This window comes from Buchnera aphidicola (Nurudea yanoniella), assembly GCA_039829995.1.
In the GTDB taxonomy this organism is placed as follows: Bacteria; Pseudomonadota; Gammaproteobacteria; order Enterobacterales; family Enterobacteriaceae; genus Buchnera_B; species Buchnera_B aphidicola_AV.
On record CP140036.1, the window covers coordinates 374,459 to 401,372 of the forward strand.

A 26,914-nucleotide genomic window follows, 5' to 3' on the forward strand; every position below is an offset into this window, starting at 1 on the left:
ACTATAAATGTTTAAAAAATCTAAATTTTTGTAATATTTATAAAAAATATATCTATTGTTTAAAATTTAAAAAAATTTAAAGAGGTATTTATGGCTCTAATTCACGTACAAAATGCTAATATTATATTTAATAATGTTAAATTATTAAATAAAGTAAATTTTCACATAAATGAAAAAGATAGAATTTGTTTAATAGGAAAAAACGGAACAGGAAAATCTACTTTTCTTAATATAATTGCAAGAGAAGAATCATTAGATTCCGGATCTATCATATATAAAAAAAATATAAAAATAAAATATTTAAAACAAAATGCAATTTATCATAACAATCAATCTATTTTCGAATTCATTTGTGAGGGTTTTGAAGAAGAATCAAAATATTTAAAAAATTATTTTAATTTTTTAGAAAACAAAAATTTTCAGACATTGTCATATACCGATAAAATAAAAGAAAACTTAAAAAACGTAATTAATGCAAAAAAATTATGGAAAAAAAAAGAAAAAATTGATGAAATTATAAACAATCTCAATTTAAATAAAAATGATAAAATTTCTCTTCTTTCTAGAGGTTGCTTAAGAAAAGTAGAATTAGGAAAAATATTAGTTGGAAAATTCGACCTAATATTATTAGACGAACCTACCAACTATTTAGATATTACTACAATTAATTGGTTAGAAGAATTTTTGATCAAATCCTTAAAAAGCATGTTATTTGTATCTCATAATCGATCTTTCATAAACAAAGTATCTACAAAAATCATTAACTTACATTGTGGAAATTTAATTTCATGGACAGGAAATTATGATTCTTTTTTACAAAATCAATATAACAATATATGTATTTCTGAAAGAAAAAAAATTAAATTCGATAAAAAAATAAGAAAAGAAATATCCTGGGCTAATAGTGGAGTAAAAGCAAGATCTACTAAGAGCGAAAGTCGAATAAAAGAACTCAAAAAAATGGTAAATATAAAAAAATCTAATGTAAGTTTTGAAAAAAAAATAGAAATCTTAATTAACCAAGATAATTATAAAGGAGATATTTTTTTTAAGTTAAAAAATATATGTTTTAGTATAAATGGAATAAACTTAATTCATAATTTCTCTGATACTATTAAAAAAGGCGAGAAAATTGCACTTCTTGGAACTAATGGAAGTGGAAAAAGTACACTGTTAAAATTAATAGTAGGAACACTAGTTCCAAATAATGGAAATATTTATTCTAATACAAACGTTAAAATTTCTTATTTTGATCAAGAAAGAACCAATATAAATTTAAAAGATACCGTATTAAACAATTTATCTCATGCAAAGGAAGAAATACTAATTAATGAAAAGAAATATCATAAATCTAAATATTTAGAAAAGTTTTTATTTCCTAGAGAAAAGCTTAAATTAAAAGCGGAAGAACTGTCAGGAGGAGAACTAAACAAATTATTATTAGCTAAATTATTTTTAAAAAAAAGTAATGTATTAATATTAGACGAACCCACTAATGATTTAGATCTAGAATCACTTGAAAATTTAGAATATTCATTAAAAAAATATAAAGGAATAGTATTGTTAATTAGTCATGATGAAACATTTATAAAAAATGTAGCTAACAAATATTGGAATTTCGAAAAAAATGGAAATATTAAAAAATATTTAAACTTTCATAATACAAAAGAATTAACAAACTCTAAAATAACATTAAACAATACAAAAGCATTTTTTAAAAAAAATAGAGAAATCAATCAAAAAAAAATAAACAATAATACTTTGAAAAAAGAACTAAAAAATATATTAAAAAAAATAGAAAAAATAGAAAACCATATTTCTGAATTACAGTGTAATATAAACTCTTCAGAATTTTTCTTAAAATTATCACTTCAAAAAAAAGAAACATTAAACACATTAAAAATTCTTGAAAAAAAACTCAAAAAATATTTATTAAGATGGGAATATCTAGAATTACATGTTAACAAATTGCATATATAGAGTTATGTAACTTTCTATATAAATACATTTAAATTATACAAGATTTTTAAAAATTTTTTATAGTAAACATTGTTTTAAAAATATTCGCATAAGATTTTATTATTAAAAGATAAATAATTTAACTTTTTTGTACAAATACATATGAATTTAAAATTATCAAAAATATTTTTTATTTCAAATTATTTAAAAAAATACAATGTTCTGAACAACAATTTTTAAATATTTCAGAACATTTCATGCATTGGATAAACAATTTATGACAGGAATTATTATAACAATTTTTATATGAGTCACAATATTCATCGCATTGCGAACATTTTGATAAAATATCATCTGAAACTTTTTCACTCATTCGTGCATCGAAAACAAAATTTTTTCCTTTGAAAAATATAGGAAGGTGATTTTTTTGAGCGTTATTAACATAACCAATAATCCCCCCTCTGATTTGATACACATTTTTAAAATTATTATATATCATCCAGGATGATGCTTTTTCACATCTTATTCCTCCGGTACAATATAGTACAATTTTTTTGTCTTTCTCATCTGCTAATAATTTAACAACCTCTTGCAGCTGTTCCTTAAAAGTATTCACTGGAACGTTCACTGCTTTTTCAAATCTTCCAATTTTATATTCATAGTGATTTCGTATATCTAAAAAAATTACATCTTTTTCTGTTAACATCATATTAACATCAATAGCATCTAAATATCTTCCAATATATTTTAAATCATAAGAATTTTTGCATAAGTGGTCAGATAATATAGTATCTTTTACTTTCATTCGCAATACCCAAAATGATTTTTTATTATCTAATGATTTATTGATAAATAAATCGCGCAAAGAATCAGAATAAGAACAGATAAATTTTTTTACATCTTGATAAAAATCAATAGGAACACTAATTTGCGCATTAATTCCTTCTTGAGCTATATATATTCTTCCCAAAACATTGAACTTTCTCAATCTTACATACCAATCATCTCTAATTTTTTTTGGATCGTGAATAAAAAAATATTTATAAAAAGATATTGTTATTCTAGAAACTTTATCAAACAACATTTTATCTTTTAATTCTTTATTAGAAATTAAATTATGCAAAACAATCATAATACAAAATTTCTCCAATATTTATCAGTTTAAAAATTTTAAAATTCAATAAACGCTAATATCATGTCTCTTTTTTTAAAAGTAATTGTTTCTGAATCAACTTACATTTAGCTAAATAATCTTTTGTATTATTAACAACTTCGAAAGGAGCATATTTCAAAAAATTCATATTTAATAATTTTTTCTCTAATCGACTTATTTTAGAACTAATTTGTAAAATTTTTTTATGAATTTTGTTTCTTTCTATTTCTTTAAAAAAATTTTTTAATATAGGAATTAATAACTCTACTCCATCAACTGAATATGTTAAAAAAGAAAATTCCTTATCATCCTTAAAAAATATAAATATATCTTTGATATATAAAACTTTTTTTAAATACGTATCGTATTTTTTTATTCTATGTTGCGTTTTTGAATCGATATTTTTGAAATATATAGATATCAATGTTTTATAAGACAATTTAGTATCACATCTATGTTGACGCGTTATTAACAAAATAATTTTTATCCAACGCATATCGCTTATTAAATTTTCATTTTTTAAAGTTTTTTGATACTTTGGAAATGAATGCAACATAATCGTGTTAACATCTTTTACATTTAAAACAATTCGAATCTTTTGCCAAATTTCTTCAGTAATGAATGGAATAATGGGATGCGCTAAACATAATATTGTTTCTAAAACATGTAGCATAGTATATGTAGTTCCAATTAATTCTGATGGAAAACACGAAATAATAAAAGGTTTAACTAATTCTATATAAAAATCACAAAATATCTTCCACACGAATTCATATAATATATTTGACGCTACATCAAATCGATATGTATCTAAAGCGTTTGTATATTTTTTTATTGTATTATTTAATTTCAAAACGATCCATTTATCAGCTATGGATAAATTTTTTTGTTCAAATTTCATTATTAATTGTTTATCAATATTTAATAATACAAATCGACTTGCATTCCATAATTTATTGCAAAAATTACGATAGCCATGAAGACGATTAATATTCCAATTAATATATCTTGTCGGGCTAGATAACGACGAGCAAGTAAATCTTAATGCATCAGTACCAGTTGCATTAATTCCGTTGGGAAACATATTCTTAGTTGTCTTTAAAATTTTATCTTTTAAAAAAGGTTGTAACATATTGTTGGTTCTTTTTTCAATCAATTTTTCTAATGTAATTCCATCAATCATATCTAAGGGATCTAATACATTTCCTTGTGATTTAGACATTTTTTTTCCATATTCATCACAAATTAATCCTGTAATATAGACCGTTTTAAAAGGAATCTGGGACTGACCATTAGAATCTTTCATAAAATGCATACTAAGCATAATCATTCGAGAAATCCAAAAAAAAATTATGTCAAAACCGCTAACAACAACATCAGTCGGATAAAAATTTTTTAAAACCTTAGTATTTTTCGGCCATCCTAATGAAGAAAATATCCATAAACCGGAAGAAAACCATGTATCTAAAACATTTTTATCTTGCTTTAATAACAGATTATTAGACAATTGATATATTTTTCTAATTTCATCTTCATTATGTCCCACATATATATTGTTTTCCTTATCATACCAAATAGGAATTTGATGTCCCCACCATAATTGTCGAGAAATACACCAATCTTTTATACTATTCATCCAAGAAAAATAAATATTTTCATATTTTTTAGGAACAAATTTTATAAATCCATTTTTTACAGACATCAATGCTTTTTCTGCTAGAAACGAAATATTTAAATACCATTGATCAGTTAAAAAAGGTTCAATAATTGAATTACTGCGGTCCCCATATGAAATAGTTACATTTTTTGTTTCTGTCTTCACCAATTGTTGACTTTCACTTAATTCATCAATAATCTTTTTCCGAGCTATAAACCGATTCATATTATGAAATCTAAGAGGAATTTTTTCAGAATAAATAAAAGAAGGTTTTCCAGATGTATTGTATTCTTTGGCAATATGAGAAATATTCCCATTATCAGTAAATATATTAATCATGGGAAGATTATGTCGTAACCCTACTTCGAAATCATTAAAATCATGGGCAGGAGTAATCTTTACACATCCTGTTCCTTTTTTTATTTTAACGAAACTATCTCCAATAATTGGAATCACTCTATTAATTAAAGGAACAAAAACTTTTCTTCCTATAAATTTTTTATATCTAACATCTTCTGGATGAACAGCAATTGCTGTATCTCCAAATAAAGTTTCAGGACGCGTAGTTGCTACTATTAAATACTCTTTCTTTTTGTTCTTATTTGATAAACTAATACTTTCGTTTTTTAAGAAATATTTTATGTACCACATATTAGAAAGAGAATCATGATTTTTAACTTCTAAATCTGAAACGACTGTTTTTAAAATAGGATCCCAATTAACTAATTTTTTTCTTTTATATATTAATTTTTGATTATATAAAATTATAAAAGCTTCTTTAACTGCATAGGATATTTCTGAATCTAAAGTAAACCTCTCTTTAGACCAATCCACAGACATTCCTAATCGACGCATTTGATTAGTTATTTTTTTTACAGATCGTTCTTTCCACTTCCATGCTTTTTTTATAAAGTTTTCTTTACCATATTCTTGAAGAGTTTTATTCTCTTTTAGAAATATTTTTTTTTCAAGAATAATTTGCGTAGCTATACCAGCATGATCAGTACCTACTTGCCATAAAGTATTCTTTCCTCTCATACGATTATATCTTATTAAAATATCCATAATCGTATATTGAAATGCATGTCCTATATGTAAATCACCAGTAATATTTGGAGGAGGAAGTATTATACAAAAATTTGAGTTTTTATCTTTTAAATTAGGTTTAAAATAATTATTCTTTTCCCAAAAATCATATATTTTCTTTTCAATTTTTACAGGATCAAAAATTTTTTTCATGTTTTTAATAATAATAAAATATTATAGTTAATAATAATTCAAAGATATAAAAAAATACATACTTATATAAATATACTATTTATTTTCTAACTTATTTAAAATAAATTGAGCTAATAAAGACATAGGGCGACCTGTTGAAAATTTTCTTTTACCCGAAGTCCATGCAGTTCCAGCAATATCTAAATGAGCCCATTTATATTTTTTAGAAAACTTAGATAAAAAACAAGCTGCAGTAATAGCACCAGCATATTTTCCTCCAGTATTATTCATATCAGCTATATTTGATTCTAAACTGCGATAATACTCTTTAAATAAAGGTAATATCCAAACTTTATCGTCTGTTTGAATACTTGCTGTGTTTATATCTTCGGCTAATTCAGTATCATTAGACATTAATCCAGTGACATCATTTCCTAATGCTACTATGCAAGCTCCAGTTAAAGTAGCTATATCAATCACTATATCAGGATTAAACTTTTTCACATAAGTTAATACATCGCAAATAATTAATCTTCCTTCAGCATCTGTATTTAATACTTCTACTGTTTTCCCAGACATTGTAGTTAATATATCGCCGGGTCTAAAAGATGCTCCACTGGGCATATTTTCACATCCTGCTAATATTCCTATAACATTTATAGGTAATTTTAACTCAGATATAAAAACCATTAACCCGAAAACAACCGCTGCTCCCGACATATCATATTTCATTTCGTCCATGTTATTAGAAGGCTTTAACGAAATTCCTCCAGAATCAAAAGTTACACCTTTTCCTATAAAAACGATATTTTTTGAAGAACAACTTTTATTTCCTTTATATTTAATGACAGACATAATCGGCTTATTTTTAGAACCAGCTCCAACTGATAAATATGCATTCATTTTTAAATTCTTCATATCATTATGATTAATAATACTTGCACTCATAATATTTGGATATTTTGAAGACAATTGTTTAGATTTGAAAGCAAGATATGAAGGATTGCAAATATTAGGTGGGGTGTTTGATAAATCTTTGGAATATTTTATTCCTTTCGAAATAGCTAATCCATGTTTAATAGCTATTTTCCCTGGTAATATATCGTCTTGTAAACGTGTATTAAAATATATGCTATCCAATACAGAATAAAAATCCAATTTTTTAGATTTAAACTTCTTAAAATGATATGTAAATTCTTGAATTAATGAAATCGAATGTCTAATTTTCCAATATATATTTACTTTCTCTATGTCAAATTCAGAAATAAAATAATCAATATTAATAATAGACATCTTTTGAACAATTTTTAAGCTTGTTTTAAGAATTTTTTTGTACTGATTTATGTCAAATAACTCTTTTTTTCCACATCCAATTAATATAATTCTTTTTGAAATAATATTAGGAATATCATATAAACATAAAAATTGTTCACTCCTTCCTCTCATTTCTTGATTCTGAATAACTTTATCAATATATCCATTAGATGTTTTATTTAAATATTTGAGAGATCCAAAAACTTTTAAATCTTCAAAAATTCCGAAAATTAGACAATTAGAATTATTTTTGTTTATTTTTATGCAATTTATATTATACTTCATACTTTTCCTAAAATTTGATTTATATAAATATAAAATTTTAATAATATTTCTTCAAACATAAAGCAAAAAATATCAATACTTTAAATAAATTTTAATTTTAATTAAATTTCAAGTATGTTAGGATTCAATTAAGTTTAAATATCATTATTAAAGTAATTTTATTGTTCTAAAACATATTATAAAATATAAAAATATTTATATCACATTTTTATTAGATTTATTAGAATTTTATTCTTATTTTGAAGAAACGAATATTCTAATATATATAATAATATCATTGTTATATTTAAAAAATTTTTCCAAGCTATTTATATTCTCTAATTATTGTAACATTTAAATATACATAAAAAAATCATTTCTTGTTTAGGAAAATAATGAATACATTATATAAAAAAAGTTGTCTTAGATTATTTGATTTCGACAGTGATGAAATAAAATACATCATTAAAGTGGCTAGTTTTTTAAAAAATTCGAAAAAGAGAAAAAAAGAAATACGTTATTTAAATGACAAAAAAATAGTTTTAATCTTCGAAAAAGAATCAACAAGAACAAGATGTTCTTTTGAAGTAGCAGCATTCGATCAAGGAGCAAACATTACATATTTAGGTCCAGGTACTACTCATTTAAAATATAAAGAATCCATTCAAGATACTGCAAGAGTATTAAGTCGTCTTTATAGCGGAATTCAATATCGAGGACATGATCATAAAATAATTGAAATATTAAAAAAACATTCCAATATACCGATATGGAACGGACTAACAAAAAAATTTCATCCTACTCAAATACTAGCAGATTTATTAACTGTTAAAGAACTATCTCCTTCTAAATCATTATCCAATATTAATTTTGTTTACGTTGGAGATACTAAAAATAACATAGGAAATACTTTATTAGAAGCAGCAGCACTATTAGGATTTAACTTGCGCTTAGTATCTCCTAGTAAATTTTGGCCTAAATTAAATTTTTTTTTACAATGCAAATCAAGAGCAAACAAAAATGGAGGAGATATAATTTGCACAGAAAACATAAAGAAAGGAGTAAAATATGCTGATTTTATTTACACTGATGTATGGATTTCTATGGGAGAACCAAAGGAAAAATGGCATAATCGTATTAAACTTCTTAAAAAATATCAAATAAACTCTAAAATGATAGATTTAACAAAAAATACAAAAGTACAAGTTTTACATTGCTTACCTGCGTTTCATGATAAAAATACAATTGTAGGAAAAGAAATAATTCAAGAATATAATTTACATAATGGAATAGAAATTACAAATGAAATATTTGAATTATATTCAAATACAATTTTTACACAATCTGAAAATAGACTACATACAATTAAAGCATTAATGGTAACTAGTTTGATAAAAAATTTTACTATTAAACACTAGGAATTTATGATTATTAATTATAAATTGATATTAAATAATTAAAATTTTGAAATATATTTAAAATATTTCAAAAAAAATAAATCACATTATGTTAATTTATAACAAGGTAACACAATGGAAATTAATAAAAATTTGTATTTAAAAAATATTATATCTATTAACGATTTAACTAAAAATGAATTAGAATTAATTTTAAAAACTGCCAATATTTTTAAAAAAAAAACTATCCAAAATTATTAAAAAACAAAATAATCGCTATCTGTTTTTTTGAAGCTTCTACTCGAACACGATTATCTTTTGAAACAGCTATACTTAGATTAGGAGCATCAACCATTGGATTTTCTGATGGAAGTAATATTTCTTTTGGAAAAAAAGGAGAAAGTTTATCAGATACAATATCAGTTATTAGCACATATGTTGATTTAATTATCATTCGCCATCCAAAAGAAGGAGCTGCACGTTTAGCATCTGAGTTTTCTGATAAAGTTCCTATAATAAACGCTGGAGATGGTGCTAATCAACACCCTACTCAAACATTATTAGATTTATTTACAATTCAAGAAACACAAAAAAAATTGAATAATTTAAAAATAGGAATTGTCGGGGATTTAAAATATGGAAGAACGGTACATTCTTTAACACAAGCCTTATCAAAATTTAAAAATAATTGCTTTTTTTTTATTTCTCCTGATACATTAACCATTCCTAAATATATTAGTACTATGTTATATAAAAAGAAAATAATTTGGAATAAATACAAAAATATAAAAGAAATAATTTCAGAAATAGATATATTATATATGACACGTATTCAAAAAGAACGTTTCGAATCCACTGAATATATAAATATGAAAGCACAATGCATTTTAAATACTATTGATTTGAAATATGCCAAAAAGAACTTAAAAATTTTACATCCATTACCTAGAATTAATGAAATTTCAAAAGATATAGACAAAACATCACATGCCTGGTATTTTCAACAAGCAAAAAATGGAGTATATACACGTCAAGCACTATTAGCACTTATACTAAAAAAAAACATATATGAATCTAATAAATAAATTAAAAGTAGAAGCTATCAAGTTTGGAAGTGTTATTGATCATATTCCTGCTCGAATAGGTTTTAAATTGTTAACGCTGTTTAAATTTACAGAAACAGAACAACGTATTACTATAGGATTAAATTTACCTTCAAAAAAACTAATTAAAAAAGATCTTATAAAAATAGAAAACATTTTTCTTTCTGAAAATCAAATAAATCAACTATCCATTTATGCTCCATGTGCTACAGTCAATCATATTAAAAACTATAAACTAATTGGAAAAATTTTTCCAACTGTTCCTCATTTTATAGAGAAAGTTTTAATATGCCCAAATAGTAATTGTGTTAGTAACGACATAGAAATTTCATCAAGTTTTAAATTTAAAAAAGATAATGATATGTACTTAGTATGTAAATATTGCGAAAAAGAATTTAAAAAAAATATTGTTTTAATGAATCAGCATAAATAAAATACGTTTTATAAACTATATTTCTAAGTGTTTTTAAATATAAAATATAAAATTAATACTACTAATAGTACATCAGGAATCAATAAACTATGAACATTGAAAAAATTAGTAATGATATATTACCAAAACCTATCGGGCCTTATTCAACAGCAATACACATAGAAAATTTAATTTTTATATCAGGGCAAATTTCAAATTCTATTGATTCAAAAAATGAAATAAACAATATTGATTTTCAAACTAGAGATATATTAAAAAACATTAAAAATATACTTAAAAAATATGATGCAAATATTGCAAATATTATAAAAACCACGTTATTTATAACTGACTTAAAAAATTTAAAAATCATAAATGAAATATATGAAAAATTTTTTTTAAAATATTCTACTCGTTTTCCAACAAGATCTTGTATAGAAATATCTAAATTACCAAAAAATTCTTTGATTGAAATTGAAGCGATTGCTTATAAAAAATAAAATAATTAAAAAATATCATTCAACAAGGCAAAGAATATTTATTCCTTTGCCTTATAATCAAAATTATTAGAAATATAAAAATTGCAAATTTTCTAAAACTACTTTAAATCAAAATGATTGTTTAAAAATATTTAAAAAACCTTAATCTTAATAAAATTTTTTACGATTAAATAATTTTTCGCCGAAAAGAACCAATGTTTTTATTTTCTTTATAAACATCTTTCGTAAATTTTTTTCGATTAATTATTTTTTTTGAATGTAAAAACTCATTACTATGATATTTTTTTTGATTATTGTACTGATAATTTTTTGAAATCTCTGTATTACACAAAATTCTTATATTAATTAATTTATTCAATATTTTAGTATTAGAAAATAATCGCAATAAAACTTTAGACAATCCCTTTGTTAACTCAATAATAGAATATGTTGGAAATAATTTAACACTTCCAATATTTTTACTATTAATATTTCCCTCGTTAGCAATAGCTCCAACAATATGACGTACTTCTACCCCATCATTTTTACCTACTTCAATGCGATATAAATCCATGTTATTATCTTTATTTCCTTTACGAAATTGAAAACGTTTTTTATTTTCATTATATCTGTGAATATGATGCGTATACACATTCGTATTACGAGATAAACGTGTTACATTATCATCAGGATTTATAATGAGAGGTCGTTCTCCTTGCGCCATTTTTAATAGTGCAGCGGCTAATAATTCTATGTCTAATTTTTCCGTTGGCTTTAACTTAGGCAACAATTTTCGATATTGATCTAAATTATTACTATTTAACTGAAATTGTACCTTTTTTGCAAACTTTTCTAATCTACGTTGACCTAAGAGTTCAATTTTAGGTAATTTTACTTCTGTCATACTTATTTTCATTATACGTTCAATATTTCTTAACAAACGCCGTTCGCGATTTTCTACGAATAACAATGCTTTTCCTTTTCTACCTGCTCGACCTGTACGACCAATACGATGTACATACGATTCTACATCCATAGGAATATCATAATTAATCACTAAACTAATACGATCAACATCTAATCCTCTAGCAGCAACATCAGTAGCAATTAATATATCTAATCTTCCATCTTTTAATTTTTCTAATGTTTGTTCTCTAAGAGATTGATTCATATCTCCGTTTAATGCGGCACTATTATAACCATGTTTTCCTAAAATTTCAGATACTTCTAATGTTGCATTTTTAGTTCTTACAAATATAATTGTTGCAGAAAAATCTTCCGATTCTAAAAAACGAACTAATGCATCAGTTTTTTTACAAAACACTATCCAAAAACTTTGCTGAATATCAGGACGCGTAATAGTATTAGATTGAATTCTAATTTCTTTAGGATTTTTCATAAATCTCTTCGAAATTCTTCTGATAGCGTCAGGCATAGTAGCTGAAAATAAAGCTGTCTGATAATTAGTTGGAATTTTTGACATAATATTTTCTACATCTTCTATAAATCCCATTCTTAACATTTCGTCAGCTTCATCTAACACTAAACACATTAAATTAGATAAGTTAAGAGTTCCTCTTTTTAAATGATCAAGCAAACGACCTGGCGTACCAACTATAATTTGAGGGCCTTTACGCAAAACTTTTAACTGTACATCATATTTTTGACCACCATATAATGCTAAAACACGTATTCCAATTAAATGTTTGGAAAAATAAGAAAAAGCTTCAGCTACTTGAACTGCTAATTCGCGAGTAGGTGTCAAAACTAAAATCTGAGGAATTTTTAAATGTAATTTAACATTATTTAATAAAGGTAATGCAAAAGCCGCGGTTTTTCCACTTCCTGTTTGTGCCATTCCTAATACATCTCTTCCTGATAAAAGATGTGGGATGCATGCAAATTGAATAGGAGAGGGTTCTATATATCCTATTTCATTTAACGCCTTTATAATAAATGAATTTAAACCTAAATGAGAAAACGTTTTTTTACAAGTGTAAATCATGTAAATACATATGCCTCTTAAGTAACAGCGGCCAGTTTACATAACTTATAATAAAAATATTTTTTATTTTCATTGGACAATGTTAACCGGCTCAAAATAGATAATTTGAAAAAACACTCATACTCTATAAGAGTTTAATAATAAAATTATTTTCTTTGCATTTTAAATAAAATATTTAAAAATATATTTTCAAATGCAAATCGATACATATAAAATAAGATATGAATTTTATTGAATGTTTAAATGTGTTTTGTATTTAAATCTATATTACTTAGTTGAAAATTAAAAAGTTTTAAAATCCAATTCTAAATATTAATTATTTATGTTAAAAATATGATTTTTAATAAAAATTTATATAATTTTTGCATATTTTATAATAAAGATATAAACATTATTATACAATAATACTAATTTTTGAATTCTGTATATGAAAAAGTCTTTTCATATATAAAAATGACTTTAATAAATGTTTTAAAATATATTATTTTTAAATAAATATTGAAATATTATTTCAATATAAAAATTTTTTATTTTCTTTAATACTTAATCGAAGTCTTCCTTGTCTATCTATTTCTAATACTTTCACAAATACTTTTTGATCTAAATGAAGATGATCAGTTATTTTTTCTATACGTTTACTAGAAATTTGAGAAATATGAACTAATCCTTCTTTTCCTATTCCAATAGATACAAATGCTCCAAAATCAACAATACGCGTTACTGTACCACTATAAATCTTTCCTACTTTAATCTCTGTTGTAATTTCTTTAATTCTACGAATGGCATTTTTGGCTTTTTCTTTTATCATAGCAGAAATTTTTATAATTCCATTATCTTCAATTTCAATAGTAGTACCGGTTTCTTCTGTTAACATACGAATTACTGATCCACCTTTACCTATGACATCTTTTATTTTTTCAGGATTTATTTGAATTGTATGAATTCTAGGAGCAAACTCAGAAATATCTTTTCTCGGAAATGGCAAAAATTTTGTCATAACTTTTAAAATATGCAATCTAGATTGCTTTGCTTGATAAAGTGCTAACTTAATAATTTTTTTAGTGATACCTTCGATTTTCATATCCATTTGCAAAGAAGTAATACCATTCTGACTTCCAGCTACTTTAAAATCCATATCTCCAAATCGGTCTTCATCACCTAAAATGTCCGATAATATTACAAATTTATCTGATTCTTTTATTAATCCCATTGCTATACCTGCTACTGCTGAAGATATTGGCACTCCTGCATCCATCAAAGCTAAAGAAGCGCCACATACCGATGCCATAGAAGAAGAACCATTAGATTCAGTAATTTCAGAAACTATTCGTATTGTATAAGGAAATTTTTCTAATTTTGGCATAACTGCTAATATACTACGTTTTGCTAATTTTCCATGACCTATTTCACGACGCCTTGGAGAACCTACAACACCTATTTCACCTACTGAATATGGAGGAAAATTGTAATGAAATAAAAAATTATCTGTTCTATCTCCTAATAACTCATCAACGTTTTGAGCATCACGGGATGTACCTAATGTTACTGATACTAAAGATTGCGTTTCTCCTCTGGTAAATAATGCAGAACCATGTACTCTGGGCAACATTCCTATGCGAATATCTAATTCGCGAATCATTTCTTTTTTTCTTCCATCAATTCTTAATTCATTATTTAGAATACGATTACGAACAATATCTTTTTCAATATCTTGAAATAACGATTGTACTTCTACGTCATCTACCATAAAATTTTCATTAATGAGAGTTTCTTTAATATCAACTTGAATTTTGTCTAATATTTTTAATCTTTTCTGTCTATCTAAAATATGATACGCATCGTTTATACAATCTTTAGAAAGATCAATAATACGTAATTTTAAATCTTCATTTATAGGACATATACTTGTTTCCCATTCAGAAATATTTATATCACTAATTAAATTATTAATATTTTGAATAACTATTTGTTGTTGCTTATGTCCAAATACAATAGCTTCTATTATTTTATCTTCAGGTAAAATATTAGCTTGAGCTTCAACCATTAAAATTGATTTTTTAGTACTAGATATTATTAAATCTAATTCACTAGATTGAATCTGATCAACATCTGGATTTAATACATATTTTTTGTTTATATAGCCAACTCTAGCAGCTCCAATAGGTCCGTAAAAAGGTAATCCAGATATACTGAGTGCAGCAGATGCACCAATCATCGCAACTATATCAGGATTTATTTTTGGATTTAATGATACTACTGTAGCAATTATCTGTACTTCGTCAAAAAATCTTTTAGGAAATAATGGTCGAATAGGACGATCAATTAAACGCGCAATTAATATTTCATTTTCACTCGGCCTACCTTCACGACGGAAAAAACCACCAGGGATGCGCCCAGCAGCATAAGTTCTTTCTTGATAATTTACCGTTAATGGAAAAAATTTTTGATCCAATAATACTTTTTTTTGGCCAACCACAGTTACAAATACCGAAGTATCATCTATACTAGCCATTACAGCTGCATTGGCTTGTCTTGCCATTATACCTGTTTCCAATGTAACAGTATGCTGACCATATTGAAATTTACGTACAATAGGGTTTAACAAAATAATGTCCTTAATATATTACAATTAATATTTTTATAAAATATAAATTAAAATTTTTAAATTTCTTTATTCTCAATAAAAATATAAAAAATTTATCAATATGCGAAATATTTTTAATAATAACATTTAAATATATTTACTATTACTTTAAATCAAATATATATATAATTTTTAAAAAGGGCTATCTGCCCTTTTAAAAAAAAATAGTTTATATATATTATAAAAAATGTTTGTCATTTTTCGAATTTCAACGACGTAATTTTAATTGATCAATAATATGAGTATAACGCAATATATTCGTATTTTTTAAATAATTCAGCAATTTTCTACGATGTGATACAATATTAAGCAATCCACGTCGGCTACAAAAATCTTTCTTATGAATAGAAAAATGTTTTTGTAAGCAATTTATTTTGTATGTTAACAATGCAATTTGTACTTCGGATCGTCCACTATCTTTTTCATTAGTACCAAATTTTGAAATTAACTCGTTTTTTTTTAAAATGTTTACAGACATAGTATTATACTCTATATTTTTCTTTTTCTATTAAAAAGTAATAAATAGCTAGAAAACGCTATTGATATCTTATTATAGCAATATACTATAAAAAAATTCATACAAAAATAGATGAACTTCTAACTACACGTAATTAAACGATAAGGTAATAATTCTCTAAATTTACTAAGTTTTCCTATTCCAATAAATTTTTTATTTTTTCCTTCTGTTATTCTGAAAAATAAACTATTTAAATTGCAAAAAACTTTTATTTTGTTTCCATGTTTTATTTGATTAGCTTCTATGCTAGATATATTTATTTCTGGAAAAATTAATACTGGAGAATCTAAAGGAAGTAAAATCTTTCCTAATTTTTCAAAAAAATTTCCTTTGTTATTTTTTTTTAATTGTTTAAGTTGATTAATCGTAATCATATCGGAGGATAAATAGTTTCCAATTTTTAATCTATGTAATTGTATTACATGTGCACCACAACCTAAAGATTCTCCTATATCTTCTATTAATGTTCTAATATAAGTTCCTTTAGAACATATAATTTCTAATTCTAAAAAACAATTTTTATAACTAATATATTTTAATTTATAAACAGTAATTCTTCGACTATTCCTTGGTATAATTATTCCTTTTCGAGCATATTTATATAATGATCGACCTTTATATTTTATTGCAGAATACATCGAAGGAACCTGTTCAATATCTCCTTTAAAAGAATTTAAAACTTTGATCAAATTTTTTAAAATAACATTCACTATTCTAACTTTAATAATTTTACCTTCAGAATCCGACGTATTTGTAGTTTGTCCAAGTCGTGCAATAACATGATAATGTTTATTAGTATCTAATAAAAACTGAGAAAATTTAGTTGCTTCTCCACAACAAATAGGCAACATACCTGTTGCAAGAGGATCTAATGATCCTGTATGTCCTGCTTTTTTTACATGTAATATTTTTTTGACTTGTTGCAAAACGTTATTAGAAGAAAAACCTCTTGGCTTATTAATTAATAAGATACCGTTAATTTTTTTAAATATATTAGAAAACATTTAGCAATCTCTTTTCTTTAAGATTTTTCTCTTATTTTCACAAGATTTGTTTATTAACTTATTCATTTTTATGCCTTTTACTAATGAATTATCATAAAAAAATTTTAAAAAAGGAATATTTCGAAAATGAACTCTTTTAGCTAACAAATATCTAATATATGATGCAGATTTTTGCAAAGTTAAAACTACATTATTAACGTTAATAGATAATTTTTCATTTTTATCAAAAATACTAATATATACTTTAGAATAATTAAAGTCACGAGATGTTTGTACTTCTAAAACCGTTATTAGTGATTTCAAACGAGGATCTTCTAAAGAATTTTGAATAATCCATGAAATTTCTTTCTGTATTTCTTTTGATATACGAAAAAAACGGTTAGATTGCAACATTAAAACATTCTCCAATCATTTTGAAAAATATAATAATTGAAATTATACATATTTTATTTAATTTCTAATGTACAAAATGCTTCTATTACATCGTTAATACGAATATCATGATAATTTTTTATTCCAATACCACATTCTACTCCATTTCTCACTTCATTTGCATCTTCTTTAAACCTTTTCAAAGATTCTAGTTCTCCTTCATAAATTTCTTTGTTTTTTCTTAATATCCGAACTAAGTTATTACGTTTGATAACACCGTCTATAACCATACATCCAGCTATATTTCCAAACTTTTGAGATTTAAATATACTTCTTACTTCTGCTAATCCTAAAACTTTCGTTTTATATTTTGGAGATTTCATTCCATATGCAATTTTTTTAATTTCATCAATAATATGATATATCACTGAATAACAACGACAATCTACATTTTCTGCATTAATAATTCGTTTTGCAGAAGATTCAGATTTAACATTAAATCCTATAATAATAGCATTTGAAGCTAATGCAAGCGATGTATCAGTTTCTGTAATATTTCCGATACCTTTACCTATAATTTTTATTTTTACATCATTATTAGATAGTATATTCAAAGAATCAGAAATAGCCTCTAAAGAACCTTGAACATCAGATTTTAAAATAATATTAAGCTCTAAAATGTTATTTTGTTTTATATTCTCAAAGATATTAGATAATTTAACGGCTTTTCTTTTAAAAATATTTTTTTCTCTAAATTTTTTTTGACGGTATAAAGCGACTTCACGCGCAGCTTTTTCATTTTTTACTACAATTATTTTATCTCCAGATATAGGAATTCCTGATAAACCTAATATTTTAACTGGAATAGAAGGACTCGCTGATTGAATGTCTTGATTTATTAAATTTTTTATAGCGCGAATTTTTCCATATTCTAATCCACATAAAACTATATCTCCTTTATTTAATGTACCTTCTTGTATTAATACAGTAGCACTCGGTCCATTTCCCCTTTCCAAAAATGCTTCAATAACTGACCCTGTTGCCATACCTTTATATACTGTTTTCAACTCTAAAATTTCAGATTGTATTATAATAGATTTTAATAAGTTATCTATACCTTCACCTGATTTAGCTGAAACGTATACAAAAATGTTTTCACCGCCCCATTCTTCTGGAACAATATTATATTTCATTAGTTCATTTTTTATTTTTTCAGGTTCAGATTCTAATTTATCAATTTTATTTATTGCTACTAAAATAGGTACTGATGCTGCTTGAGCATGCTGTATTGCTTCTATTGTTTGCGGTTTTACACCATCATCTGCAGCAACTACTAAAACTACTATATCTGTAATTTGAGCTCCTCTTGATCTCATAGCTGTGAAAGCTGCATGACCTGGAGTATCTAAAAATGTAATAACTTTATCATTTATTGTAATATAATAAGCACCTATATGTTGTGTAATTCCACCTGCTTCTTGGGAAGCGACTTTAGTTAATCTAATGTAATCTAACAAAGAAGTTTTTCCATGATCTACATGGCCCATTATTGTTACTATAGGGGGTCGGGGTTCTTTAATTTTTGTATTAATATTACGATTTTCCATAATTTTTTGTTCTAATTCATTTTCATGACATATCGTAACTTTATGTCCCATTTCTTCTGCTACTAATTGTGCAATATCTCTATCTAAAGTTTGATTGACGGTTACTATATATCCTAATCTTTTCATCGTTTCAACCAATTTTGAGCTTTTTACTGCCATTTTATTAGCTAATTCAGATACTGTAATTATATTTCCAATTATTATGTTTCTATTAATCAAAGAAGACGGTTTGGTAAAAATTTGGTTTAAAACACTATTTTTATAGTATTGATTTTTTTGATTTATATAAGTGAATTTTTTTAAATTTTCTAAAGTTATTTTTTTTTCAATAATATTTCTATTATTTTTATAACGTGAACTTTTTTTATTTTTTTTATTTCTAAATTGAGGACTAATTTCTAAATTATTATTACTTCTAATATTTATATAATTAGTACGCATTATACTGGTACTAATATAATTTTTATTATTTTTTATAGATTTCACTCGATTACCAACTTTTCCCTTACTTACTTTTCTTTCATCAATATTATAATTTTTTGTATTTAAATTTTTGTTTAACTCTATTTTTTTTAAAAAGTCATTTTTATTTTCAGTAATCTTAGAAAAATTTTTTATTTTTTTGTCATCCTGATTAATAGCTAATTTTTTTTTTAAACTACCAATAATACAATTATTTTCAATAATATTTTTGAAAGAATGAACTATATTTCCATTTTTTGTATCTTTATTTGAGTGAATATTAAGCGAATGTTTTTTAATAGAAGTATTAGTATTTTTTAATTTTTTATTGTTTAATTCTTTATCAAACTTTTTATATACTTTCTTTTTTCTAATTTCTACTTGCACGTACTTATTTTTTCCTCCCATTCCAGACACACTTAAAGTACTTCGTGTTTTTCGTCTTACAGTTAGTGTTTTTTCTGGGAAAAACTTAGAAGTTTTTAAATATTCATCTAAAATTTTTTTTTCATGACAAGAAATACAATTATACGTTGTTTTTACGATTCCAGCACTTATACATTTTTTTATTAAATTTTTTACTGAAATTTTCATTTTATTAGCTAAAGTTTCTATATTTATTTCCACAATTATATTAATTCCTTCTTTAAGTCTTATCACCAAACCAACATATATTACGTGCTTCCATTATTAAAGCACCAGCTGTTTTGACATTGAGTTCTTCAATATCAATTAAATCGTCAACACCTTGATCAGCAAGCTCTTCTAAATTAAAAATATTTTTTTTTGCTAATTTTAAAGCTATAATTTGATTCATTCCTTTTAAATTTAATAATTCTGGTTGTGGTTTTTTTTGTTCTAATTTTTTTTTATTTTCTTCTTCAATTAAAATTAAAGATTTTTTTGATTTTTTACGAATTAATAAAGCTAATTCTTCATCAACAGCGTTAATATTTAGTAATTCTTTAAATGGAACATAAGCTAATTCTTCAACTGAAGAAAAACCCTCTTTAATTAAAATTTTTAAAATTTTTTCGTCTATTTTTAAATATTTTTTAAATATATTTAAAATTTTGTCAGCTTCTTTTTGATGTTTTAATTTTAAATCATCAATCGTCATGACATTAATTTCCCATCCACTTAATTGAGAAGCTAATCGAACATTTTGACCATTTCTTCCAATAGCTTGTGCTAGATTTCCAGAATCTACAGCAATATCCATAGTGTGATTATCTTCATCTACAACAATAGAGGAAACATCAGCTGGCGCCATAGAATTAATAACAAATTGAGCGGAGTCATTATCCCATAGAACTATATCGATTCGTTCGCCACATAATTCACTAGATACTGCTTGGACACGTGCTCCTCTCATTCCTACACAAGCACCCACTGGATCTATTCTCTTATCATTACTTTTTACAGCAATTTTAGCTCTAGATCCTGGATCACGAGCAGCTGCTTTAATTTCAATGACTTCTTCTCCTATTTCTGGAACTTCAATTTTAAATAATTCGATTAGCATTTCAGGTTTAGATCTACTTACAAATAATTGAGCACCTCGTGATTCTGGATAAACTGCATAAAGAACACCTTTTATACGATCACCTAATCTAAAGTTTTCACGAGGTAACATATCTTCTTTTAAAATCCACGCTTCAGCATTATTTCCTAGATCTAAAATAATACTATCTCTATGAATTTTTTTTACAATTCCTGTAACAATTTCTCCAGAATGGCTACGAAACTGATCTACGATCATTGCTCTTTCAGCTTCTCTTACTTTTTGCACGATTACCTGTTTGGCTGTTTGAGTAGTTATTCTATCAAATGTAACCGATGACATTTTATCTTCTACATAATCATTGATTTTTACTAAATTATTTTCGAATTGAGCAGCTTCAAATGTAATTTCTTTAGTTGGATGAAACACTTCATTTACAACTAACCAACGACGAAACGTTTCAAAACTTCCATTTTTTCGATTAATTTTTACTCGAACATCGATTTCTTGATCATATTTCTTTTTAGTTGCTATTGCTAGTGCACTTTCTAAAGCTTCGAAAATTTTTTCACGGGGCAAAGATTTTTCATTAGAAACAGCTTCCACAACAGCTAAGATTTCTTTACTCATCTTAGTTTACCTCAATTTATATAATAGCATTGTGGAATAAAAACTACTGTAATACAAACATTTCCAAAATAAATATATATTTTCTTCAAAAAAAAAAAAAAAAAAAAAAAAAATAAAAAAAAAAATTAATAAAAAAACATATAAAAAAAAATAGCATAATAATGCTACCTGAGTCTGCTATTCCTAACTCGATGTTAGGAGAAATTAAAATATTAAATTTTTTTAAAAAAAAAAAAAAAAAAAAAAAAATTACATACAATCATTAATAAAATTTTTCACATCGATTGTCTAAAATAATTATATTTTATTATTTTATTATTTTTAATATAGAAAACAATTCTATCATTATTTTTCAATTTTTCTTTGCATATTTACTCGAATATAATAAAATTATCCTAAAGACACGGGATAATTTTATTATATTCGAGTAAATATGCAAAGAAAAATTGAAAAATAATGATAGAATTGTTTTCTACCGAGGACGGGATTCGAACCCGTACACTAAAAATAAAAGTACTACCCCCTCAAGATAGCGTGTCTACCAATTTCACCACCTCGGCATATTCAACAATAAAAAAATATTTTAATACATGTTAGTATTAATTTAATATAATTATATTATATTATTATAACTAATATTACATATTATCATACTAATTAAAAAAAATAAAAAAGCAAATACATATATAACCCTAGTCAATATACTATTACAATAAATTGAATTATAACGAGACTTTCCTAAAACAATATTAGAAGGATATGGATTAATATCTTGTTCATTTTGTATCATAATTAAAAAAACAAGAAAAATAGAAATAAATATAAAAATACCTAAAAAAAAATTATACATATATTTTCCAAATTCTAGAAAGTTTTAAAAAACGAATCCTCAATCAAAACGATATTCTAAACTTTTAAATATATTTAAATATTTTTTATTTTATCAGAGATATAATTAACAATCTTTTCATTTTCATCTTCTACAATAATTCTAAAACATTCTTCTGTACCTGATCGTCTGAAATATATTCTTCCAAATTTACTTAACATTCCTTTATATTTAGAAATTAAGAATTGCATTGCTCTATATTTGAAAAAATAATCTCTTTTCTCAAAATCTATATTTATAATTTTTTGAGGAAAAAATTTTACTCCAGAACATAATTGGAAAAGACTCATATTATAATCCATCATAACTTCCATAATCTTTAAACTAGTAATAATTCCATCACAACAAAATGATTTATCTAACATCGCAACATGACCAGAACTTTCTGCACCAAATCTCCAATTTTTTTCTCTTAATTTTTTTATTATATTTACATCTCCTACATTTGATACAAAAAAAGGAATACCTAATTTTTTTAATTCTATTAGTAATCCACGATTACTCATTATTGTTGTAACTACACCTTCTTGTTTTGATTCTCTATGTAAACAAAATTTTGCTAATATATATAAAATCTTATCACCATCCACTTTATTTCCTAAATGATCTACCATGATCATGCGATCTCCATCACCATCTAAAGCTAATCCAACATCTGCTTTTTCAGATAAAACTAAATTTTTTAAGTTGTTTATATATACTGAACCACAATTTTTATTGATATTATATCCATCAGGAGAAGCAGAAATAATAATTAAATTCGCACCAAAATCTTTAAAAATTTCAGGTGCTATTTTATACGTAGAACCGTTAGCACAATCCAATACAATTTTAAAATTCCTCAAATTAAAATATTTTGGAAAAACCGACTTACAAAATATAATATATTGTCTTTGAGCATGGAAAATTCTTATAACAGAAGCAGAATAAAGTACATTTTGAAAAGAAATAGGTTTATTTAATGCATTTTCAATTTTTTTTTCTATTCTAGAAGACAACTTTATTCCATTTTTAAGAAAAAATTTTATACCATTATCTTGAAACAAATTATGAGAAGCAGATATCACTATTCCCAATTCTAAATTAAAAAATCCGGTTAAATATCCAATAGCTGGCGTAGGAATACTTCCTGTAGATATCACAGAAACACCAGATGCAGATAAACCTGAATTCAACGCTAATTCTAAAATAAAACTAGATTTCCTAGTATCTATTCCAACTATGACCTTTTTTTTATGTTCTTTAAAAAACAAACATCCTATTACAAATCCAAGTTTAAAAAAAAAGTCAGGAGTTATAGGAAACTTTCCAACTTTTCCTCGAATACCATCTGTTCCAAAATACTTTATAAAATTCAAGCACTAATCCCCATAATAAATATATATAAAATTTTCGCGTAATATGAATTATGAAAACTATAATCTATAAATAAATCCTATACAACATTTAATTTTTACATATAAATATTTTAATAATTCAGAATATATATAAAAATAGATTTTACAAGTTCATAAACAATACACCTAAAAATTTTCTTGTAAGTATTCCCCCCAATGTCTTACCTATAAGCTATCTCTCAACATTTATGAAAATTTAAGAGATAGCAATATCAAAAAAAATTTTATTGCATGTCAATATTCTTCCATCAATTTTAATTAATTCATGAATACAAATAACTATATTTTACAATAATTAAAAATATTTTAAAGTAATGTCTACTAAAACAATAATATTGAATTAATACTATTCTTACCTTTAAAAATTATCTGCATTCCAATCCTTAGGCGCACGTACAGATTTTCGTTCCATTAAATCATTTATTTGATAACAATCAATTGTTTCATACTTTATCAATGCATCTTTCATTGCATGAAGAATATCTAAATTTTTATGTAATATAGTTTTAGCTCTTTTATAATTTTTTTCTATCAATAATTTTACTTCTTCGTCAATAACTTTTGCTGTTTCATTAGACATATGTTTTGATTTAGAGACTGTTTTACCTAGAAATACTTCTCCTTCCTCTTCAGAATATAAAAGAGGACCTAATTTTTCAGAAAATCCCCATTGGGTTACCATATTCCTAGCTAATCGCGTTGCTACTTTTATATCATTGAATGCACCAGTAGAAACATTATCTATACCATAAATAATTTCTTCTGCTAATCTTCCTCCATACAATGTAGATATTTGACTTTCTAATTTATTTTTGCTAATACTTAATATATCATCTTTTGGTAAAAAGAAAGTTACTCCTAATGATCTTCCTCTAGGAATAATAGTTACTTTATGCGCTGGATCATGCTCTGGAACTAATCGCCCTACAATAACATGACCAGCTTCATGATATGCCGTAGATTCTCTCTGTTTATTCGTAATTACCATAGATCTTCTTTCAGTTCCCATGATGATTTTATCTTTTGCTTTTTCAAAATCTAACATAGAAACTACTTGACTATTAGTTCGAGCCGCTGATAATGCTGCTTCATTAACTAAATTTGCTAAATCTGCCCCAGAAAAACCAGGTGTTCCTCGAGCAATAATCATAGAATCTACATCTTTTCCTAATGGAACTTTCTTCATATGTACTTTAAGTATATTTGAACGACCTCTAATATCAGGTAAAGCTACAAAAATTTGGCGATCAAATCTACCAGGTCTTAGAAGAGCAGGATCTAATACATCAGGACGGTTAGTAGCAGCGATTAGAATTATTCCTTCATTACCATCAAAACCATCCATTTCTACTAACATTTGATTCAATGTCTGTTCTCGTTCATCATGACCGCCTCCTAGCCCAGCACCTCTTTGACGACCTACAGCATCTATTTCGTCAATAAAAATTATGCACGGTGCAGATTTTCTAGAATGCTCAAACATATCACGAACCCTTGATGCTCCTACTCCTACAAACATTTCTACAAAATCAGAACCTGAAATAGTAAAAAAAGGAACTTTAGCTTCTCCTGCAATTGCTTTAGCTAACAAAGTTTTTCCAGTGCCAGGTGGACCTACCATTAAAATTCCTTTTGGAATTTTCCCACCTAATTTCTGAAATCTACTAGGTTCTCTAAGATAATCAACTAACTCTTTTACTTCAGATTTTGCCTCATCGCAACCAGCTACATCAGAAAAAGTAATAGTTATTTGATCTTCAGATAGCATTCTGGCTTTGCTTTTTCCAAAAGACATAGCACCTTTTCCACCACCCAGTTGCATTTGACGCATAAAGAAAATCCAAACTCCAATCAATAACAACATAGGAAACCATGAAATAAAAATAGAAGTTAAAAAGCTAGGTTCTTCTTGCACTGCTCCTGTTATTCTAATGTTTTTTGCTAATAAAATATCAAGTAATTTTGGATCACTAATGGGAACATATGTAACATATTTTGTATTATCTTTTTTTATTACACTAACTTCACGACCATTAATATGTGTTTCACGAATTTGATCTTGATTTACTTCTGATAAAAAAGTAGAATAATCAACGTTTTTATAATTAGAATTATTAAAGCTAAAATTTTGAAATATAGACATTAATACAACAGCAATTACTAACCAAAGGATCAAATTCTTAACCATATCGCTCAAGAGATTAACCTCACAAATTTAAAACTATTAAAAAATATAAGATGACTAAATTCTTCGTTCAGATGCTACGATGTATACCTCTCTAGAATTAATTCGAGAAGCATCGGGTTTGAATATTTTTATTTTAATAAAAATGTTTTTTATTTTTTTGATTAAAACATTAAATTGATTTCCATAAAACGATTTTATTAATAATTTTCCATTATGTGATAATATTTTTTCAGAAATTTTCAAAACTAACTTATTTAACCTTATAGAACGATAGTGATCAATACAATGAAATCCACTCATATTAGGAGCTATATCGGACATCACTAAATCTATTTTTATATTATTTAAATACGATAAAAGACAATTAAAAAAATTCAAATCTCTAATATCTCCTTGAAAAAAAGATACGTTCTTAATAGGAATCATTGGTAATATATCACATGCTATAATATGTCCTAATCTTCCTATTTTTTTACTAGCATATTCTGACCAACTACCAGGCGAAGCACCTAAATCAACAATTTTAATACCTTTTTTAAATAATCTAATAGCATTATGAATTTGATCCAATTTAAAATAAGCTCGAGAACGCACATCTTTTTCATAAGATAATCTTACATATTTGTCTCTAATATGTCTTTTTAACCATCTTTTTGAACTTAAAGAACTTGATTTAGACATCACCAAACCATTTTTAAATAATAATTTTTTAAAAACTAATTCGAATTAAATATATATA

Annotated in this window: 17 protein-coding genes, 1 tRNA gene and 1 pseudogene; 5 read left to right on the top strand and 14 right to left on the bottom strand. The window is 25.1% G+C overall.

The window, feature by feature from the left end:
• Positions 1-90 precede the first annotated feature (90 nt).
• Positions 91-1,980: an ATP-binding cassette domain-containing protein gene (locus U0T64_01680; GenBank protein XBC41080.1), complete on the top strand. Its 1,890-nt coding sequence runs from the start codon at positions 91-93 to the stop codon at positions 1,978-1,980.
• Between the two features lie 169 nt (positions 1,981-2,149).
• Here the strand turns inward: U0T64_01680 and U0T64_01685 are convergent, their stop codons facing one another.
• The 3 genes from U0T64_01685 to U0T64_01695 form a co-directional block, all read right to left on the bottom strand.
• Positions 2,150-3,091 carry a rhodanese-related sulfurtransferase gene (locus U0T64_01685; protein ID XBC41081.1) on the bottom strand — a complete coding sequence of 314 codons (942 nt, stop codon included), beginning with the start codon at positions 3,089-3,091 and terminating at the stop codon, positions 2,150-2,152.
• Positions 3,092-3,152: 61 nt separating this feature from the next.
• Positions 3,153-6,008 carry a valine--tRNA ligase gene (locus tag U0T64_01690; protein XBC41082.1) on the bottom strand — a complete coding sequence of 952 codons (2,856 nt, stop codon included), beginning with the start codon at positions 6,006-6,008 and terminating at the stop codon, positions 3,153-3,155.
• 75 nt (positions 6,009-6,083) lie between these two features.
• Positions 6,084-7,586 (bottom strand): leucyl aminopeptidase, encoded by a 1,503-nt coding sequence (locus tag U0T64_01695; protein XBC41083.1) that lies wholly within the window; start codon positions 7,584-7,586, stop codon positions 6,084-6,086.
• A gap of 374 nt (positions 7,587-7,960) precedes the next feature.
• Between U0T64_01695 and argF the strand changes: the two genes are divergently transcribed.
• From argF to U0T64_01715, 4 genes and pseudogenes are all read left to right on the top strand, one after another.
• Positions 7,961-8,983: an ornithine carbamoyltransferase gene (gene argF, locus U0T64_01700; GenBank protein ID XBC41084.1), complete on the top strand. Its 1,023-nt coding sequence runs from the start codon at positions 7,961-7,963 to the stop codon at positions 8,981-8,983.
• A 120-nt stretch (positions 8,984-9,103) separates the two neighbouring features.
• Positions 9,104-10,047, top strand: a pseudogene (gene pyrB / locus U0T64_01705) (aspartate carbamoyltransferase).
• A complete protein-coding gene (pyrI, locus tag U0T64_01710) occupies positions 10,031-10,498 on the top strand; it encodes an aspartate carbamoyltransferase regulatory subunit (protein ID XBC41085.1) in 468 nt (155 codons plus the stop codon). Before pyrB ends, pyrI begins: the two are co-directional and overlap by 17 nt.
• Positions 10,499-10,587: 89 nt before the next feature.
• Positions 10,588-10,977, top strand: coding sequence for a Rid family detoxifying hydrolase (locus U0T64_01715; protein XBC41086.1), 390 nt, complete (start codon positions 10,588-10,590; stop codon positions 10,975-10,977).
• Between the two features lie 166 nt (positions 10,978-11,143).
• On the opposite strand, the gene U0T64_01720 is transcribed toward U0T64_01715, so the two are convergent.
• From U0T64_01720 to U0T64_01770, 11 genes are all read right to left on the bottom strand, one after another.
• Entirely contained in the window at positions 11,144-12,961 is a 1,818-nt protein-coding gene (locus tag U0T64_01720; protein ID XBC41087.1) for a DEAD/DEAH box helicase, read from the bottom strand.
• Between the two features lie 511 nt (positions 12,962-13,472).
• Positions 13,473-15,566, bottom strand: coding sequence for a polyribonucleotide nucleotidyltransferase (pnp, locus tag U0T64_01725; GenBank protein ID XBC41088.1), 2,094 nt, complete (start codon positions 15,564-15,566; stop codon positions 13,473-13,475).
• A 247-nt stretch (positions 15,567-15,813) separates the two neighbouring features.
• Positions 15,814-16,083, bottom strand: coding sequence for a 30S ribosomal protein S15 (gene rpsO, locus U0T64_01730; protein XBC41089.1), 270 nt, complete (start codon positions 16,081-16,083; stop codon positions 15,814-15,816).
• 119 nt (positions 16,084-16,202) lie between these two features.
• Positions 16,203-17,126: a tRNA pseudouridine(55) synthase TruB gene (gene truB / locus U0T64_01735; GenBank protein ID XBC41090.1), complete on the bottom strand. Its 924-nt coding sequence runs from the start codon at positions 17,124-17,126 to the stop codon at positions 16,203-16,205.
• Entirely contained in the window at positions 17,127-17,519 is a 393-nt protein-coding gene (gene rbfA / locus U0T64_01740) for a 30S ribosome-binding factor RbfA (protein XBC41091.1), read from the bottom strand.
• A gap of 53 nt (positions 17,520-17,572) precedes the next feature.
• Positions 17,573-20,197 carry a translation initiation factor IF-2 gene (gene infB, locus U0T64_01745; protein XBC41520.1) on the bottom strand — a complete coding sequence of 875 codons (2,625 nt, stop codon included), beginning with the start codon at positions 20,195-20,197 and terminating at the stop codon, positions 17,573-17,575.
• A gap of 16 nt (positions 20,198-20,213) precedes the next feature.
• Entirely contained in the window at positions 20,214-21,701 is a 1,488-nt protein-coding gene (nusA, locus tag U0T64_01750; GenBank protein XBC41092.1) for a transcription termination factor NusA, read from the bottom strand.
• A gap of 473 nt (positions 21,702-22,174) precedes the next feature.
• A tRNA-Lys gene (locus U0T64_01755) sits at positions 22,175-22,261 on the bottom strand.
• A 364-nt stretch (positions 22,262-22,625) separates the two neighbouring features.
• Positions 22,626-23,948 (bottom strand): phosphoglucosamine mutase, encoded by a 1,323-nt coding sequence (gene glmM, locus U0T64_01760; GenBank protein XBC41093.1) that lies wholly within the window; start codon positions 23,946-23,948, stop codon positions 22,626-22,628.
• 397 nt (positions 23,949-24,345) lie between these two features.
• Positions 24,346-26,175 (bottom strand): ATP-dependent zinc metalloprotease FtsH, encoded by a 1,830-nt coding sequence (gene ftsH / locus U0T64_01765; GenBank protein XBC41521.1) that lies wholly within the window; start codon positions 26,173-26,175, stop codon positions 24,346-24,348.
• A gap of 54 nt (positions 26,176-26,229) precedes the next feature.
• A complete protein-coding gene (locus U0T64_01770; protein XBC41094.1) occupies positions 26,230-26,856 on the bottom strand; it encodes an SAM-dependent methyltransferase in 627 nt (208 codons plus the stop codon).
• Positions 26,857-26,914: the final 58 nt, after the last annotated feature.

Coding starts and splice junctions, on each gene's coding strand:
- U0T64_01680 (XBC41080.1), top strand. CDS start 91: ATGGCTCTAATTCACGTACAAAATGCTAATATTATATTTAATAATGTT.
- U0T64_01685 (XBC41081.1), bottom strand. CDS start 3,091: ATGATTGTTTTGCATAATTTAATTTCTAATAAAGAATTAAAAGATAAA.
- U0T64_01690 (XBC41082.1), bottom strand. CDS start 6,008: ATGAAAAAAATTTTTGATCCTGTAAAAATTGAAAAGAAAATATATGAT.
- U0T64_01695 (XBC41083.1), bottom strand. CDS start 7,586: ATGAAGTATAATATAAATTGCATAAAAATAAACAAAAATAATTCTAAT.
- argF (XBC41084.1), top strand. CDS start 7,961: ATGAATACATTATATAAAAAAAGTTGTCTTAGATTATTTGATTTCGAC.
- pyrI (XBC41085.1), top strand. CDS start 10,031: ATGAATCTAATAAATAAATTAAAAGTAGAAGCTATCAAGTTTGGAAGT.
- U0T64_01715 (XBC41086.1), top strand. CDS start 10,588: ATGAACATTGAAAAAATTAGTAATGATATATTACCAAAACCTATCGGG.
- U0T64_01720 (XBC41087.1), bottom strand. CDS start 12,961: ATGATTTACACTTGTAAAAAAACGTTTTCTCATTTAGGTTTAAATTCA.
- rpsO (XBC41089.1), bottom strand. CDS start 16,083: ATGTCTGTAAACATTTTAAAAAAAAACGAGTTAATTTCAAAATTTGGT.
- truB (XBC41090.1), bottom strand. CDS start 17,126: ATGTTTTCTAATATATTTAAAAAAATTAACGGTATCTTATTAATTAAT.
- rbfA (XBC41091.1), bottom strand. CDS start 17,519: ATGTTGCAATCTAACCGTTTTTTTCGTATATCAAAAGAAATACAGAAA.
- nusA (XBC41092.1), bottom strand. CDS start 21,701: ATGAGTAAAGAAATCTTAGCTGTTGTGGAAGCTGTTTCTAATGAAAAA.
- ftsH (XBC41521.1), bottom strand. CDS start 26,175: ATGGTTAAGAATTTGATCCTTTGGTTAGTAATTGCTGTTGTATTAATG.
- U0T64_01770 (XBC41094.1), bottom strand. CDS start 26,856: ATGTCTAAATCAAGTTCTTTAAGTTCAAAAAGATGGTTAAAAAGACAT.